At 42.7% G+C, this 14,732-nt stretch carries 22 protein-coding genes; all 22 read right to left on the reverse strand.

Annotated elements, in window-relative coordinates; translation table 11 throughout:
- Positions 1-7: 7 nt before the first annotated feature.
- The 22 genes from EKC99_RS05910 to EKC99_RS06015 all read right to left on the reverse strand — a co-directional run bounded on the left by EKC99_RS05910 (position 8) and on the right by EKC99_RS06015 (position 14,593).
- A complete protein-coding gene (locus EKC99_RS05910) occupies positions 8-1,438 on the reverse strand; it encodes a phage tail sheath family protein (RefSeq protein WP_163150959.1) in 1,431 nt (476 codons plus the stop codon).
- Complete coding sequence (locus EKC99_RS05915) at positions 1,438-1,722, reverse strand: hypothetical protein (RefSeq protein ID WP_163150961.1); 285 nt, start codon at positions 1,720-1,722, stop codon at positions 1,438-1,440. The genes EKC99_RS05910 and EKC99_RS05915 overlap by 1 nt, the downstream gene beginning before the upstream one ends.
- Positions 1,712-2,203 (reverse strand): hypothetical protein, encoded by a 492-nt coding sequence (locus EKC99_RS05920; protein WP_163150963.1) that lies wholly within the window; start codon positions 2,201-2,203, stop codon positions 1,712-1,714. Before EKC99_RS05920 ends, EKC99_RS05915 begins: the two co-directional genes overlap by 11 nt.
- Positions 2,204-2,791, reverse strand: a complete 588-nt coding sequence (locus EKC99_RS05925; protein ID WP_163150965.1) for a phage tail protein — start codon at positions 2,789-2,791, stop codon at positions 2,204-2,206.
- An 8-nt stretch (positions 2,792-2,799) separates the two neighbouring features.
- A complete protein-coding gene (locus tag EKC99_RS05930; RefSeq protein WP_240468813.1) occupies positions 2,800-3,018 on the reverse strand; it encodes a hypothetical protein in 219 nt (72 codons plus the stop codon).
- Positions 3,019-3,106: 88 nt separating this feature from the next.
- Positions 3,107-3,598, reverse strand: a complete 492-nt coding sequence (locus EKC99_RS05935; protein ID WP_163150969.1) for a hypothetical protein — start codon at positions 3,596-3,598, stop codon at positions 3,107-3,109.
- A 13-nt stretch (positions 3,599-3,611) separates the two neighbouring features.
- Positions 3,612-4,628, reverse strand: coding sequence for a major capsid protein (locus EKC99_RS05940; protein ID WP_163150971.1), 1,017 nt, complete (start codon positions 4,626-4,628; stop codon positions 3,612-3,614).
- Between the two features lie 14 nt (positions 4,629-4,642).
- Complete coding sequence (locus EKC99_RS05945) at positions 4,643-5,002, reverse strand: head decoration protein (protein ID WP_163150973.1); 360 nt, start codon at positions 5,000-5,002, stop codon at positions 4,643-4,645.
- Positions 5,002-6,063, reverse strand: a complete 1,062-nt coding sequence (locus EKC99_RS05950; RefSeq protein ID WP_163150975.1) for a head maturation protease, ClpP-related — start codon at positions 6,061-6,063, stop codon at positions 5,002-5,004. Before EKC99_RS05950 ends, EKC99_RS05945 begins: the two co-directional genes overlap by 1 nt.
- Positions 6,008-7,480: a phage portal protein gene (locus tag EKC99_RS05955; RefSeq protein ID WP_483296095.1), complete on the reverse strand. Its 1,473-nt coding sequence runs from the start codon at positions 7,478-7,480 to the stop codon at positions 6,008-6,010. Before EKC99_RS05955 ends, EKC99_RS05950 begins: the two co-directional genes overlap by 56 nt.
- Before the next feature lie 83 nt (positions 7,481-7,563).
- Positions 7,564-7,794 carry a DUF6148 family protein gene (locus EKC99_RS05960; protein WP_042895578.1) on the reverse strand — a complete coding sequence of 77 codons (231 nt, stop codon included), beginning with the start codon at positions 7,792-7,794 and terminating at the stop codon, positions 7,564-7,566.
- 14 nt (positions 7,795-7,808) lie between these two features.
- A complete protein-coding gene (locus EKC99_RS05965; RefSeq protein ID WP_163150977.1) occupies positions 7,809-9,638 on the reverse strand; it encodes a phage terminase large subunit family protein in 1,830 nt (609 codons plus the stop codon).
- Complete coding sequence (locus tag EKC99_RS05970; protein ID WP_205597797.1) at positions 9,613-10,239, reverse strand: hypothetical protein; 627 nt, start codon at positions 10,237-10,239, stop codon at positions 9,613-9,615. Before EKC99_RS05970 ends, EKC99_RS05965 begins: the two co-directional genes overlap by 26 nt.
- 348 nt (positions 10,240-10,587) lie before the next feature.
- The gene (locus EKC99_RS05975; RefSeq protein ID WP_163150979.1) at positions 10,588-10,995 is read right to left on the reverse strand and encodes a type II toxin-antitoxin system death-on-curing family toxin; all 408 of its coding nucleotides are present in this window, start codon (positions 10,993-10,995) and stop codon (positions 10,588-10,590) included.
- Positions 10,995-11,147, reverse strand: coding sequence for a hypothetical protein (locus tag EKC99_RS05980; protein ID WP_163150981.1), 153 nt, complete (start codon positions 11,145-11,147; stop codon positions 10,995-10,997). The genes EKC99_RS05975 and EKC99_RS05980 overlap by 1 nt, the downstream gene beginning before the upstream one ends.
- Before the next feature lie 92 nt (positions 11,148-11,239).
- The gene (locus EKC99_RS05985; protein ID WP_163150983.1) at positions 11,240-11,536 is read right to left on the reverse strand and encodes a hypothetical protein; all 297 of its coding nucleotides are present in this window, start codon (positions 11,534-11,536) and stop codon (positions 11,240-11,242) included.
- A 150-nt stretch (positions 11,537-11,686) separates the two neighbouring features.
- Positions 11,687-12,229, reverse strand: coding sequence for a site-specific integrase (locus EKC99_RS05990; RefSeq protein ID WP_163150985.1), 543 nt, complete (start codon positions 12,227-12,229; stop codon positions 11,687-11,689).
- Positions 12,226-12,669: an ArpU family phage packaging/lysis transcriptional regulator gene (locus EKC99_RS05995; protein ID WP_021095444.1), complete on the reverse strand. Its 444-nt coding sequence runs from the start codon at positions 12,667-12,669 to the stop codon at positions 12,226-12,228. Before EKC99_RS05995 ends, EKC99_RS05990 begins: the two co-directional genes overlap by 4 nt.
- A gap of 23 nt (positions 12,670-12,692) precedes the next feature.
- On the reverse strand, positions 12,693-12,887 hold the full coding sequence (locus EKC99_RS06000; RefSeq protein WP_064214180.1) for a hypothetical protein: 195 nt from the start codon (positions 12,885-12,887) through the stop codon (positions 12,693-12,695).
- 131 nt (positions 12,888-13,018) lie between these two features.
- Entirely contained in the window at positions 13,019-13,750 is a 732-nt protein-coding gene (locus EKC99_RS06005) for a BRO family protein (RefSeq protein WP_064220529.1), read from the reverse strand.
- A gap of 132 nt (positions 13,751-13,882) precedes the next feature.
- Complete coding sequence (locus EKC99_RS06010) at positions 13,883-14,323, reverse strand: hypothetical protein (RefSeq protein ID WP_163150987.1); 441 nt, start codon at positions 14,321-14,323, stop codon at positions 13,883-13,885.
- Between the two features lie 42 nt (positions 14,324-14,365).
- Positions 14,366-14,593, reverse strand: coding sequence for a hypothetical protein (locus tag EKC99_RS06015; RefSeq protein WP_064214183.1), 228 nt, complete (start codon positions 14,591-14,593; stop codon positions 14,366-14,368).
- Positions 14,594-14,732: the final 139 nt, after the last annotated feature.

Below are 14,732 nucleotides of genomic sequence, written 5' to 3' on the forward strand. Positions count from 1 at the left end.
TCACCACCTATTCAAATAACGTATTTAAGTAGTTCACATCAAATTCAAGCATGAACACTATATCCTCTGCCGGTACAGGAGGGGTCAAACAAACGTGAAAGCGAACAATACCGTTTAATAAGTCTGTAACAGGGTTTTTATCTTTCCGAAATTCTACGCGTCCGCCAAGTAATGCTCCTCTTGCTGTGAGACCATTCAGCCAAATGTTTACGCTGTCAACAACTGTATCGATTAATCTTTTATTTGTTGGGTCATCAACTTTTTGCCAGAACGTCAGAATAATTGTGTTTCCGATCCAATTAAACATACGACGGACGGGGATAAAAGTATCTTTAACATCCGTCACACCTGGATATGCCGCTGTTCGGTTACCCCATAATTTCCATCCACCGATAAAATTTAACGCAGTAACGATCCCCTCTCCATTTAGGTATGCTGCTTGATCTGGTCCTAATGCAACTTCTTTTCCATCATCAGTTACTGCTCCGGTTGCCTGTATATTTTTGTTTGATGGGCTTACATATGGTAAGTCATCGTATTGTGCATCGACTTTACAAATTAGCCCAGCTGCCTGTGTTGACAAATGATATACTTCTTCGCCCAGTTTCACCTTTGGCCAAAAAACAAGCTGCAAGGAATCTGTATAGTTGTTGTTATTTTTCCATGCTGGCACTTCAGAATAGTTATCTGCCTCTTTACTGTCGACATCTACTAAAGAAATAGCTTTAAACAAGCCATTGATGTTTGCTGACTTTGCCTTCATTACAGCTGCAACAGCAGGATCGTGACTCCAACCTGGCGCAAGAATTTGACCAGGAATTAAACGGAATAAAGGAAATACACGATTAATAAGTTCCAATCCTGTGTATTCACCAGTAGTCGCATTTACACCGCCGATGATGTCGTATTTCGTAACCATGGTTGGATCAAGATAATCATAGTTAACAAATAGATTATTACTTACGACACTATTCATAAGAGTGATTAATACACGACCGTTCTCGTCATAGTTGACGATATAATCCCTATTTTGTTGTAAATTATCACCATCAGGTGTTAATTTAATGCTCAATGTACTCAATAAAACTCCATCTTGTTCAATACGCGCAACATTCCCGATCGTGTCAATAGTTTCTGTTTTGCTTCTTTTATGCTTGTTTGGATCCAGAACATTTATAAATACGACCGGCGCGACACTGAAAAGTTGAAAATGTGATTTCATAAATTCACAAAGAGTATATTTTTTCCAATCCTTTGCGTATCCAAGTGATTGGGCAGCTTCTTGATAGTTATAGGCTAAAACAGGCTTATTCACACACGTCATATCCGCTAAATGGATCGGTGCAGTGCCAATAACAACAGGTAGCCCAGCTGCCGCCCTAACCGGAGGAACGACAGAAGTAGGAACCTCTAAAATTCTAACTCCATGTCTATACATTAGTTACCAACCCCTTTGTTATATTCCAAAACTTGTTGAAACCAAACATTTTCAGGAGTGCCAGTCGTTTTTATTGCTTCAAGCGTATCATTTAGTTTTTCGACGGGAACGATCAATTGCTGTATAATCGGACACGCTTTTAAATGTTTATCCAGATGCTTAGGCAAACCGTTCTGAAAAACGGTAAATTGATTTAGCATGGCTTTTGGGATATTAGGACCACAATAAATGACAGGTGTGTCCACAACTTTTTTTGCTTTTTCTTTTTTTAAATCAGTAGACATGTTGTAACCCCTCCTCACTTTGTATAGATGGTGTCCGATATTTGACGATTGAATATGCAACCCACTCTGGAAATGGTTGCTCTTCCGGAAAAATGGTTCGATAGCTGTCTTTGATCAATTCAAATGAGCTTAGCAACGGCTTTTTACACAATTCCACTTTTATTCTTGTTAAAACATTCACCACGTCACGCCAACAAACTTGAGGGTCATATCCATATGTTCCTGCAATGATATGAATTTCAACGATGTTTTGTCCCTGTTCAACTTTTTCTTCAACAAACCGAACAATAACGTGTGGAAAATCCGGATCATCTTGCTCCAACTTTCTTTTTTTTTCGGGTAAATACTGTGTTGTAACTTGGGGTGATTTTTGTCTTCCTTCTATGTTGCAATTCAGCGAGAATTCACTCACAATTTTTTCAACCTCTTCTTTCAACATATCGACTAAGTCAATAGAAGTTGTCATTATTCCTATCATCATCTACACTTCCTCTAACGCCCTTTTTATTTCATGTTCCAATCTTTTATCTAGCGTTTCTTGTACTTTTTCTTCCACAACAGTAATAACCTCTTCATTGCCAATCATTTGAGGAACAGATGGCCCATACTTAATATGCAGTGGATATCTACCTTTATCCACTCTTCGTAAAACATGCAATTTTCCAGCGCGCGACCCGATCCCCACAAAAGCATTAGGGAAATCTTTAAGACCTCCCGTTTTTTTCACTGCAACCCTTAACACTTTAGGCTTTGATTCCTTGCTTAGACGGTGTATTGGAATTCTTGGCTCAACACGGAAATTTACTAATTCACGTCTTCGTCCCTTTACAATTACAGTAGCTGTTAAATCGTTTGAATTAGCTGGATATATTTTTATCGCATCTTGTACATCGCCGTATCTGATGTAATATCTTTTTCTCGCTTCCCGTGACATTTCAGTTTTCGCCTTATCCGCTGCACGGTTCAGGGCGCGAAGAGCCACGATTGGAACTTTTTCAGGAACGCGTTCCAATGCGTGCTCTAACCGAGCCATATCTTCCACCTTTATATCAAAGCTAAATCTACCCATAAGCCCACCTACGTTTCGTTTGCTGTTGCTGAAATTTTTAATACACCTGCATCTTCCGAGACAGATGTGACATAATAATTTTCTTGATCGACAGTAATTCTTTGTCCAATGACTGGTTTTCTATAGTCAGTTGATTTCACGTATATTGTTATTGTCGAATGAAAAATGCTGTTTCCGACAAGATCTCTTGGGCGCTCAACGAATTGGTCAACGTCAATAACTGACAAAACGTTTTCACCGTCTATAACGTGATATTCAGCAAATTCACTGATGTTAAAGAACGTTCCCAAATCACTATTCATAAAAGACTTTAGATTACTCATTGTCGTATTCTCCAAGTTTTCTATCAATCGTTTTAATTAACTGTTCGCGATCCATTTCGCTAGAGACCTGACAGTTTAATTCTAGTGCAAGGAACATGAGAGATTGTTCATCTAGCAACTCAATGTCAACCCCATTTTCTTTAGCATCCTCAAAAAGCAGGTCGCAAATTTCTGAGTTCTTCATTCTCGTATCTATTGCAACATCGACTTTTTTTGCATATGAAATTAATTCTGACCGTTTCATCGCTTCTAACGTTTTTCTGAATGCCCCCATTTGATCAATGCTTCCCGTGTTCTGTTTATCTTCTTTGGAGACGGTATGGCTCATATTTACAACTACCTTCTCTTCATGAAATACAGGTGAAATTTCAATCGCTTTCATCGACAGAAGTTCTTTTGCTTGAACATCAGAAAGCCCGGTGATGATGTCACCAGGCTCATAAATTCGATTATCCATTTTAATTCGCCAAACCGATCTGTACATCTTCACTTCCCCCTTACAGCACTGTTGCGACGTAAATACTGTCTACATGTTGCGGAACAGGGAGTGGTCGCGAAATCAATTGTACCCATCGTGTTGACGGATCTTTTTCTACCCATGAACGAGGGATACGAGGTAAATCCATCGTTCCCATCTCCATATCGATATATGCTCCATAAAGCATGTCAAATCGCGCTCTACTACTAGCAATTGTCACTGTTTTCTCTGGTACCATCGGCTTTTCTGTGCCATCATCGTCAATGTACCACTCGTCGTATGAGTAGATATTCAAACCTAATTCAGCAATACGACCGATATATGTCACTCCGTTTGGCAATGCTTGAGGGTCAATCTGCCCTGTTTCCACTAAGCGTAAATCAAGCATTTTTTGTACTTGTTCATTCCATAGGAACGCATCAACAACTTCACTAGAAAAAATCGCGATATCCGGAGTAATACCGGAGGCTTTAATAACATGCAATCGCCAACGTTTTAGATCAGCTAAAGGATTAGATGTTGATTCATTCCACTTGGCTCCTGATAGCAATGCCTCTTTATTCGTCAAATTGAAATCAATGACCTCATCCACTCCATCGCCTTTGACATGAATTTGACCCGTAAATAAGGCTTGTGCACACATCCATTCCTCACGACGAGTGATCATATCATCAAGCTCAGCTAAATCTTTTCCCAGTTGCTCAGCCGCACGTTCATCAGGTGAGACGCCAGAATAAAGTGGCTCACCTGCCAAACGCTTTTGCAAATGCTCTGCTGTTGTTGGCATTTTAGGGTTGATTAATGGTGCTTTATACGTATTTGTGCGGTATCCTTCACGCTCTACAACTTTTCCTGAACGACGAGGATGAACAAACGGTGCCATACGACGACGACCTTTCACGATGTCTACATCAACATATTCTGTATCGAATGTCCGTTGATTGTTGAAAAACGTGTCTTTCAGGAACGTTTTCGGCGGCTGCATCTGGCGAACTGCTTCAAGCATGGTACGAGTATTGTATAAATCAATCGGCATACTTTACTACCTCCCTATACACTTAAAGTCGACTTAATAAAAATACCGACGGCGCGCGCAGATGCTTTATGATCCGCTACGGTATCACCCTCGGCTACAGTCAATGCATTTTCGTTAAACTCTCCAGTTAAATAAACAGGTGCTAATACATCCCCATTGGTCGTATCAACATTTTCAGCAAGAACTGCATAAACCTTTTCGCTGCCGTCACTAGCCGACTTAGATACGACTTTCGCCTTTCCTGTTGCTGTTACCAATCCTAAAAGAGTTCCCCTTGCTAACACCCCTTGACCGGATGCAACTACCAAGGAATCATCCACCTTAGGCATGATGTGGCCTCCAAAAAGATTATCAGGAATATAAACTTCGCTCATTATTTAACACCTCTCTTTTTGTTTGCAGCTTGTGCCATTGCGCTAATGACTTTGTTCGTCTCATCATCATTAACTTGTATTACAGGCTGATAATCAATTTGATTTAATGGAGCTGCATCTTGCATGGCGGCCACTAGGCGATTGGTTCCTGACGATTTCAATACATTGACGACCTTAATGGCCACTTGTTCTGCTGTTTCGCCTGTTTCGTACCGCGCTTGATTCAAAATCTCTTCGCATCCAGGCGCTTCAAGCTCCTGCAAGGCTTTGAAGCGTTCCCGCTCCGCCTTCACACCATCATTATATCCTTCTTGCTTCACGGCATTATAAATATCGGGATACTGTTTCGCTAAAATTTCTACCGTCAACTCCACCTGCTGATTCACCTCCTTTCCTGCGTTTGTTGTATCGATGATCTTAGGCGCATTTTTAAAACTCGTTATGTCAAACGCCACTCCGTTCATCACCAACATTCCTCCTTTCATGGACGCCGCAACTGATTTTCGCTCGTCAATTTCATCAATCAATCCGTATTCCAGCGCTTCTTCCGCCGTCAACCATGTCTCTGCATCAAGCAATTCAATGAGCTTTTCACGTTCAATGTTTGACTTCTCTTGATACGCTGCGATAATCGACTCTCTAATTTTGTCTAAATCGTCAGCGATTCGTCGGAAATCGTTCGCATTCCCCCAGCCAATGGTCCACGGGTTGTGAATCATCATCATGGCATTGCGAGGCATAACAACTGTATCCCCAGCCATAGCAATAACGGACGCGATACTAGCTGCCAACCCATCGACATAAACTGTCACTTTTGCCTGATGGCTTCGTAGCAAACTATGGATGGCCTGCCCTGCAAAAACATCGCCTCCGCCGCTGTTAATTCGAACAGTCAGTTCTGAAATATCACCTAAAGCTTTGAGTTCTTCAGCGAATTGTTTGGGAGTGACCTCATCTCCCCACCAGCTATCCTCGCTAATCGGACCATATAACAGCAACTCGGCACTATTCTTCGTTTTCGACGCTCTGAACTCCCAAAATTTCTTGGCTTTCTGTGTCATTAAACAACAATCCTCCTTCTCTCATCATTTTCTCTTCTTTTGTTCTTTGGCGGACGATCATTTCGAAATCCGATCCGGTTAACTCCGTTGCCTCCCTAGATCTTGTAGAGAAGCCTTCTTGAACACGGATTTTTGCTGCGTTTACTTCTTTTAGAGGGTCGATTTGCCCTTGCGACGGTCCGTACCATTCAGCATTGGAATAGGCCGCACGCATAATCGGATCATCAAAAAAGCCAGGGGCTTGAATTCGCCCTTTGGCCACTGCTTCATATAAAAATTCATTATAGATAGGTTCGCAAAATTTCGAAATGAGCCACGATCGTCGCATTCGGAACATTTTCCATGCTTCAAGCAATGCCGCACGGCTGGCTGAATATGAAGCCGTAAAATGTTTAATTAGAACCTCATATGGAATTTCTAACGCTGCGCCAATTTGACGAGTCATCGACATAATAAAACTATCAAACGCTGTGTTTGGTCGAGACGGGTTGACTTCTTTCACATCTTCCTCCTCTCCCAACGCGATAATTGCTCCATTGCCAAGCTCGTAGCTATTTTCATCAGCTGTATCAACCTGTTGCTCTAACGGAACGACTTCACCAAGTGGTGCGTCTGGTGTCTTTGATGTAATAAACACCGTAAACATTCCGCTCACAACTGCTGCCATAAGCTCAGCCTCGCTGTATCTTGTGAGTTGTTTCAACGATTCAATGACTGGAGCAAGTACTGGAACACCCCTTCTCTGCCCCGGTCGCTCAAATTCCATGAGATGTAGCACGTTTCGTCTTCCCGTTCTCTCACCAAATGCGGGCACTCGAGCCCATTTGTTTTGGGCACTTTGTTTATCAAGAGGGTGCTTTTGCGCGATATAATAAGCAATTGGCGCTCCGAATTGATCGACTTCGATTCCCCCGCGAATATTTGGATTTTTCACTCCTGGTGGATTGCATACGCGATCAGCCTCAATCACGGCAATTTTCAATGCATAAGGGTTTCCGGGACGTTCAATCATCGGCATAACGCAAAAAACGTCTCCTGACATCATCATTGATAAAAAAACAAGGGACTGCATCTCATAGAAGTCAAGCATTCGTCCAGCATCGCAATCTTTCGCCCAAAGCTGAAATTCCCTCTCAACATTCCGTTCCCACTCGTCTGCTTCTTCTTCAGTCATTCCTAAAAAATCAGCGTCAATCTGAGGATTCACACGCAAACCATAACCGACTACGTTTGTTCTTAGAGTTTTCAATGCTCCAGCAGCCAACGGACTCCCCATGTACAGGTCACGAGAGCGTTGTCGCAGTACGTCCAAGTTGTCAGTAATATCATCGTCTGGGCTTCCGCCTTTATAATTCCATCCAATTAGCGACTTTTTGGATCTGCTAGCACCATGGTTGCTATATCCAGTATTCAACACCTTTAGCGTTCGCCTTGCTGCTTCACGTCGAACTGCTCGCTCCGGTGAAACGATTTCAACAACTTTATCGAACATTTTTTGAATCATAAATCGCGCGGTACGACTCTTAACACACGAGCACCGCTTCCCCTCCCTTTTTCGAGTCGTGCTACTTCGTTGCTCCAGAACTGTATACGCTTTGCGATTTCACCTAAATCGGCTCTAGTCAGTTCTCTCGTGCCAATTCTGTATCTCTGACCTGTTGAAACAGCCAACTCTGCATCCATCCACGCTCTCAGATGCTGTCGAGCTTCTTGTAGAGTCCATGCTCCCATCGTCCATCCCTCCCCTATAAACTGACTCCTCTGCTAATAAGCCTGCGACGTCGTGACTTCATTCCACCTGTCATCGGGCTATTTTGTTTGAAATAGTCTCCCTTCTTTTGTTGTGCGAGCATTTCTAAGTTGGGATTTAAAATTTCAAGTGCAGCTGTGGCGTAGTTTCGACAATCCAGAGGTTCATTTCTCGTTCCTGGGCGCTTCAACCACTCTAGTTTCGGCCGTCCTTTGTAATACCGTATTACCCTTTTTTCCGATGTTAAGCCGTCAAAATATCTCTGATCATACCCCTTTTCCGGCTCAATCGGAAAATGACAATAGCCTGCTTCACCGGGAAACTGAACTTTTAGGCGTGACAAAATCAATTCTTTTCCTGCATCGACACCAATCGTAAATAAAGGAACCCGCCGCCGATTCGTACGGGTAGCACGGCTCACGATTGGAATGCCCTCACCACCTTGGCCTTTGATCGCAAAAATTCTCCTATGTTCGCGTGGCTTCACGAAGTCATATACCTCGGTAGTGTAGTGCCCACCGGAGTCAATACAGACACAGGCAATACCAATCCCAGCACCATTAGCATACTTCCACGTTCGACTGAGATACTCGTCAAGCTGTTGCCATACAGCTGGTTGTCCAGGGTCTCCATAGATGGCTCGGTATTCGATCCCCCATGACTCTTTTCCAACGCCCCATCCAACCACTTCTATTTCAAGACGGTCATCCTGTACGTCCACGCCAGCTGTCAGAAGCAACACGCCGTCAGGGACTTCACAATTATACCGCTCGCGCCGATTAACAAGGTCATTAGATTCAACGCCATCGCCTTGTTCTTCCCACGCCTCGCCAAGAGTGGTGTTTACCCATGCTTTCAGCCGTTCAGGCCCACCATTCTTCGCCTCTTTGAACTCAGTGATGATCGTTGACCACCTCTTCCATGGGCTTGCCAACTCATTCAGATGAAAACCTCGAACCTTAATAATTTCTGCTTTGGCTACCCATTTGCCTTGACCTGCCTTCCACGCGAACTCATCGTGACGGGAACCGCATTGAATACACTCCATTGTCACGTCTTCAAAGCGAATTTGCGCCCATGTCAACGGTTGATACTTCCCACAAGTCGGACAAGGTAGACACCACTCCTCCTGACTGCTATTTAAAAAAGCCGCTTCAATGCGGCTTACTCCCTTGATAGTTGGCGTGCTCACATACACCTTTTTACGATTGAAAAAGGTGGTCGTCCGTTTTTCCGCCAGCGTCAACGGATCTCCTTCCGCACCGGCGCTCGCTGGAAAACGGTCTACTTCATCAGCGAGAAGAATTCTGATCGAACGGCTCGCAAGGCTAGATGGCGAGTTCGCCCCGACCATGGTGATGTGTCCTCCTGGGAACGTCTTATGCAGCACAGTGTTTCCACTGTCTCGACTCCTAGCATCTGCCACTTTCCCCCGAAGCGCTGGTGTATCACGAAGCATAGGAGCTAGCCGATCCTTCGAAAACGCTTGAGCCATTTGCAACGTTGGCTGCATCACCATAATTGGTGCCGGGTCATAGTCGATGTGATATCCAATGATATTGAGAAGAATCTCTGTTTTTCCAACTTGTGCACTTGTCATGACTACAACCGTCTCAACAGCTGGGTCGTTGATTGCATCCATAATCTCGCGTTGATAGGGCGCTCGATCCGTTCTCCATTGTCCAGGTTCAGCCGATGACTCCGATGATAGACGTCTGTATAGATCAGCCCATTCGGAAACTGTCAATTCTGGAGGAGGTGCGACGACTTGGGCAATTTCTTTAAATAAATACCCAGTGTCATTTCTTCGCTTTTGTACGGCCATTGCGCCGTTTCTCCTTTTCTGTCGTGTCCTCTTCAGTACCCTCGTCGCCTTCCTCCTCCGCTTCATCCATATCAATCGCTAGCTTATCCTTGCTCTGCGCATAAAAAACGTGCGGATCATACTCGGATAGCTCTTGTAATGCCTCATATACTTCTTTTTTTATGATATCTTGCACAACAGCTAAATCCGTTTGCGCGAGAAGCCTTGGTGCTGTTTTACTCGGGATTGCCAGCACACGGGCTCGAAACGCTCCCAACATATCGTTCATTACACGCCGAACATCTTCAGAACGATGCAACTCTCCACGCATAATTTGCAATTCCAACTCCACTTTTTGGCGGTTTGCTCTTGTGAGAAGGGTTTTTTCTTTGGTTAGGTCTAGCTCTTCTTCTGTTTTTTCAGCCTGTTCTTTGATGAATGAAATGTACCTTTGTACTGATGCTTTTAGGTCGTATTTTCCTCGGCTAAGTTTCACTAGCGCCTCTTCTTTTTCTAACTGGCGGATACGCCGATCGCTCAACCCGAAAATTTCCGCAATTTCAGCCGTCGAAACCACCACTGTTTTTCCTTTCAACCCCTGTTCTGACAAGAGTTTCACCACCTTTCACGACAATCAGAGCGAATATGTTAATCGGAAACGGAAATGGACTCCGCCACCCTGTCGCTAGCCGTTTTTCGGGGCTCGCACGACCCGCACCTTAAAGTTATCCACAAGGACCCATTAGTTATCCACAAAAAAATAAAGAAGCATCCGTTTTATTTTACTCGGATGCTTCGGAGGAAGGAGGAATCGGCTTTTTCAACCATGATCACCTATGCTATTATCATATCACTAAGAAAACAAAATAGTGTGCCATGATTGTGCCAAAATTGTGCCATGGTTATGTAAACTTAATTTTGTTCAATCAAAAAAGAGTAGCCAGTTTCTTATTTCATCTTTAGAAACCGACTACTCTTCATTATCCTCTCCAATCGATACACGTGAGTTCTTTGATAACCAACTTGCCAATTCCTTCTGACATACTTCCTTTTTGGCAACTTTGATACACATTTCGAATAGTTCATCATCCGAAACAATTAACTCATAGCCATTCTTCATTAGGAAAGAATATGCTGCTATCACCGCTGTTCGTTTGTTACCATCTGAAAAGTAATGTCCTGTTGCTATAGCAATCATATAAACAGCAGCTTTCTCGAATAAGGAAGGATACTGTTCTTCTCCGAACAAAATTGTGAACGGTTTTTGACATACATATTCAATCATGCCAGGGTCTTTTTCCCCGGGTAACCCTCCATAGCGACGCAACATCTCATCATGGATGTAGCGCAACTCTTCAGGATAAAGTCTTTCTATCATCAGTTTTTAGCTAGCTTTTCTAGCGCTTTATCATAGCGCTTAATCCCTTGTTTTAAAATGGCGTCAATTTTACGTGTATCGATGTTCTTTTTCTTCTGATTCAATTCTTTCTGCAACATAGCCATCTCTTCTTCCCCCTTCCAGTCGCACATGCTATCACCACCTCTAAAATAATATACGGTAACAGCATGTCCCTAATTACTTTTAATTATAAGTTCCACTTCTATGCTTTTCAATCATTATCTCAAACGCCACGGAATTTTCCCAGCTTCCTATTCTTCCTGAACATCCGCTTGGCCATTTCATGCATTTCATCTTTCGGTTTGCTTCGAATAATGTTAGATACATCCACCGTCGTCAGCTTCCTATTCCCGATCCGATAGCCTTTTTTGTTAAGTTCCTGCACTACTTTCGTGACACTTTCCAGCTGCACATACAAATACACCGCTTCTTCTTCCATCGTTGTTGGTGTGTAGCTTTCAATCATCTGAATGTATTCTTGCAAATACTCGATTCGTTTTTTTGCTTCCTCGACCAACATCTACTTTCCCTCCAACGAGTTCACTTCAATTTACAGACTGATGCACTCGCCCTATTCATAAACCCCTTGATATTTCTAGCTTTAAGCCATTTTATAGAACGAGTGCACACCATGTTTTTTTATGTTGTGCTGATAGCCAAAAAAGAAAAATCATATCTTGTATTTCATCATCGCCTTGTCCATCGCATCTTGGTTAACGCCGATATACTTTAAGGTGATATGTGGGCTCGAATGGTTAAACAACTCCTGAAGCATCGCAACATCTTTGGTTTGCTGATAGAAGTGATAGCCGAACGTCTTTCTCAGCGTATGCGTGCCCACCTCATCTAGCGACACGTACTCAGCTGCCTCACGCAAAATACGATACGCTGTTGATCGATCAATAGGGCGGTTACCGCCTTGCCGACTCCGAAAGGCATATTCACCGTCTTTAAGTGTTTTTGCATACTCGATCAGTTCCTTTCGTATCGCTGGCGGAATCCGAATCCGTTTTTCCTTCCTTGTTTTCTTCTCCCGCAACTTCAAATGCGTCTGTAGCAAATCTTCCTTCTTTAACTGCAATATGTCCGATATGCGCAAGCCCGTATTAATTCCGATGATAAACAGGATGTAATTCCTCTTGCTTCTTTGTAGCAAATACCTTTTCATCGCCGCGATCTTTTCTGGATCACGAATCGGTTGAACAAAATTCATTGCTCGTCCCTCCTTCTTTTCCGATACACTTCTATTTCGAGGGCAAATGCCAGCTTGTAAAATGCTCTAGACTTCAAACGATAATAATTTCGATGACTCATTCCTAACTCGTTGTAAACGGCATAATCAAATATCTCTTCCTCGTTCATATATCGCCGAATAATAACCGCTCGCTCCCAGTAATCTAAACGGTTCACAGCCTCAACGATGCGCTGAATGTACTCCGCACGCTCCCGCTCGTAATCTGCATTGCGAATGGCCATTTCTTCGGTTGAGGAGTGGAACTGATTTGTTTTTGCAGGAACGAGCGAGTAATGTTGAGTCACCTTTGGCAGCTGGTCTAGTTTCAATGTCAACAAGAAAATGCGATATTTTTCGAGCGCCGCTTCAACCGCTTTTTTCGTCGCTTTTCGATCGATTTCAGGTAGCATAAAGTCCATCTTCTCAACCTCCGAAATAGTGATTATCGTTGGCGAAATGCCCCACCCTTGCCGCGTCTATAAACAGGACGACCAACGCCCATTAGTTCTTTAATATCTCGCTCCGTCAGCCGCTCCTTATCTCTTTTCTTTTTCCGCGCTTTCTTCCGTTTGTTTTGATGTTGCCGAACTTTTTTGACTTTCATCCATTTTTTCAACTCTTGCTGGATTGTTCGCATTGTTCCTCTCCCTTTCATTTTTCTAATCAAACAAAAAGGACACCAATCATACAGAAATAGCCTTGCTACTCTGTACAATCGGTGTCCTCACGCTCTCGGTCTTGGACATATTCACTTACCCATATTATACCTTATACTACAGCTTTTTGTAGTAATATTCTAAATGTTTCTCTTCCTTTCGGCGTAACGAGCGTTTGCACATCAGCTCGTCCATTTCGCTCCCATTCTTTTAATTCGAATAGAGATGGAACGTATTGAGCATATGGCTTCAATTTTCCCTTCTGGTCGCGATAAATATATTTTTTGTTCAGAAGCCAATCGATAAATGCTTTCGGTTTTACTTTCAACTCTTTGGCTGTATCACGGAAATTTGTCAGTAAGCGACGATCAACAAGCGCGTCAAAATAATCAGCTTTTGGCTGCATGATTGCAATTTGTTCGTTTTGTTTCCTAACCGTTTCTAGTGTAGCGCGGAATAATAATTTCGTTTGCTCATCTGCGTGCTTCAGATACGTTTCTACGAATAAGTCGTCATTCGCTACATAGCCGCCGGTTTTCCGTATGGTTGGAAGGACTTCCTCAGCTACCCAATCGCTGAACCTTTCCGCTTCCGGTTTATTGCTGCGAAAAACTAATTTATAAACACCTGCTTCATTGATTGCAGCCATTTCCTGAGGACCTCCAAGGGTGTCCACCTTCACCGACCCCCTTTGTCGATCGCTTAAACGGCTAATAGCATCCCTATGTTTAGTAATGCCCAGCACTTCACACACATCCTTTGCAACAAACCAGACCTCTCCATCTTTTATAATTGTTCTTACTTGACTTCCGCTGTAAGTAAACACCTTTTGTAATTGATTCATCGAAAATTCCCTCCCCATAAACTAGACCACTATCGGTTCAAGCTATAGTGGATTCGTCTTTCTCAAAAATGGGGTAAAATTTACTTACCCCATAATCTATTTATCTCTATCGCATCATCTTCGTACTGCGTATTAAGATAAATACTTTTTAACAAACTCAATTAGTTCGTCTACATCTTGTTTTGTTGCATTTTCAGTAATTAAGAAGAAATCTATCATTACATATTTGCTATACTCTCCTCCACCGTAATATTCATCTGCAACAACTACCTTTAATTGAATGTTTTCAGTAATAGGTATTAAATGTATGTCTGTTCCACTGCAAATAGGAAAATCTAAAGAATGCTTGTCAATATTATTTTCTTCAAGGTAGTCATTGATGTTATACAAAATATCTTCCCCTTCATCTTCATCCCAAACCCCTTTATAATTAGGCATTTGCTTTCTAAAATATAAACTTAATTCATCGTTTAATTCGGTGCGGTTTCTTTCTACTAGACCTGTCATGGCCACCATTAACCCCTTGTTTTCGACTTCTCTCACAATTGCCCAATCTGCTTTTTTTAGCTTCATTTAATACACCCTTTCTCATTCGCATTATGTGTCGAATGCGTATTAAAACGGCAAATCATCCTCATACGGCCATTTACTGCATGCTCCCCAATTTTTAGGATTGCTGCGCCAACGATCTTCCTCAATTTCTCGCCGCTTCTGGCGAATAAAATCAAAGAACTGTCGCATTTTTTCACTTTCAGGCTCTCCCATCTGACTGACGGCACAACTGATATACATATCAAGCTCAATTACGTCATCATCTGAGAGATTTGGCAAAGTGATATTCAATCCTCTCACCCCAAGAACTCATAAATATCTGTTTGTCCTTTCGGAACGACGAATTGCTGTGCTTTTGCTTGTATAAGCAACTCTCCAGAAGGTAATTCTCGAAGCGCCTCGTCCGTCTTACAAACCGGACATTGCATAA

It is taken from the genome of Anoxybacillus sp. MB8, from assembly GCF_011006755.1.
Taxonomy (GTDB): domain Bacteria; phylum Bacillota; class Bacilli; order Bacillales; family Anoxybacillaceae; genus Anoxybacillus; species Anoxybacillus gonensis.

Bases quoted from the DNA above. Each gene is read 5' to 3' on its own strand.
- EKC99_RS05910 (WP_163150959.1), bottom strand. From the start codon at position 1,438: ATGTATAGACATGGAGTTAGAATTTTAGAGGTTCCTACTTCTGTCGTT.
- EKC99_RS05915 (WP_163150961.1), bottom strand. From the start codon at position 1,722: ATGTCTACTGATTTAAAAAAAGAAAAAGCAAAAAAAGTTGTGGACACA.
- EKC99_RS05920 (WP_163150963.1), bottom strand. From the start codon at position 2,203: ATGATGATAGGAATAATGACAACTTCTATTGACTTAGTCGATATGTTG.
- EKC99_RS05925 (WP_163150965.1), bottom strand. From the start codon at position 2,791: ATGGGTAGATTTAGCTTTGATATAAAGGTGGAAGATATGGCTCGGTTA.
- EKC99_RS05935 (WP_163150969.1), bottom strand. From the start codon at position 3,598: ATGTACAGATCGGTTTGGCGAATTAAAATGGATAATCGAATTTATGAG.
- EKC99_RS05940 (WP_163150971.1), bottom strand. From the start codon at position 4,628: ATGCCGATTGATTTATACAATACTCGTACCATGCTTGAAGCAGTTCGC.
- EKC99_RS05945 (WP_163150973.1), bottom strand. From the start codon at position 5,002: ATGAGCGAAGTTTATATTCCTGATAATCTTTTTGGAGGCCACATCATG.
- EKC99_RS05950 (WP_163150975.1), bottom strand. From the start codon at position 6,063: ATGACACAGAAAGCCAAGAAATTTTGGGAGTTCAGAGCGTCGAAAACG.
- EKC99_RS05960 (WP_042895578.1), bottom strand. From the start codon at position 7,794: ATGGGAGCATGGACTCTACAAGAAGCTCGACAGCATCTGAGAGCGTGG.
- EKC99_RS05965 (WP_163150977.1), bottom strand. From the start codon at position 9,638: ATGGCCGTACAAAAGCGAAGAAATGACACTGGGTATTTATTTAAAGAA.
- EKC99_RS05975 (WP_163150979.1), bottom strand. From the start codon at position 10,995: ATGATAGAAAGACTTTATCCTGAAGAGTTGCGCTACATCCATGATGAG.
- EKC99_RS05980 (WP_163150981.1), bottom strand. From the start codon at position 11,147: ATGTGCGACTGGAAGGGGGAAGAAGAGATGGCTATGTTGCAGAAAGAA.
- EKC99_RS05985 (WP_163150983.1), bottom strand. From the start codon at position 11,536: ATGTTGGTCGAGGAAGCAAAAAAACGAATCGAGTATTTGCAAGAATAC.
- EKC99_RS05990 (WP_163150985.1), bottom strand. From the start codon at position 12,229: ATGAATTTTGTTCAACCGATTCGTGATCCAGAAAAGATCGCGGCGATG.
- EKC99_RS05995 (WP_021095444.1), bottom strand. From the start codon at position 12,669: ATGGACTTTATGCTACCTGAAATCGATCGAAAAGCGACGAAAAAAGCG.
- EKC99_RS06000 (WP_064214180.1), bottom strand. From the start codon at position 12,887: ATGCGAACAATCCAGCAAGAGTTGAAAAAATGGATGAAAGTCAAAAAA.
- EKC99_RS06005 (WP_064220529.1), bottom strand. From the start codon at position 13,750: ATGAATCAATTACAAAAGGTGTTTACTTACAGCGGAAGTCAAGTAAGA.
- EKC99_RS06010 (WP_163150987.1), bottom strand. From the start codon at position 14,323: ATGAAGCTAAAAAAAGCAGATTGGGCAATTGTGAGAGAAGTCGAAAAC.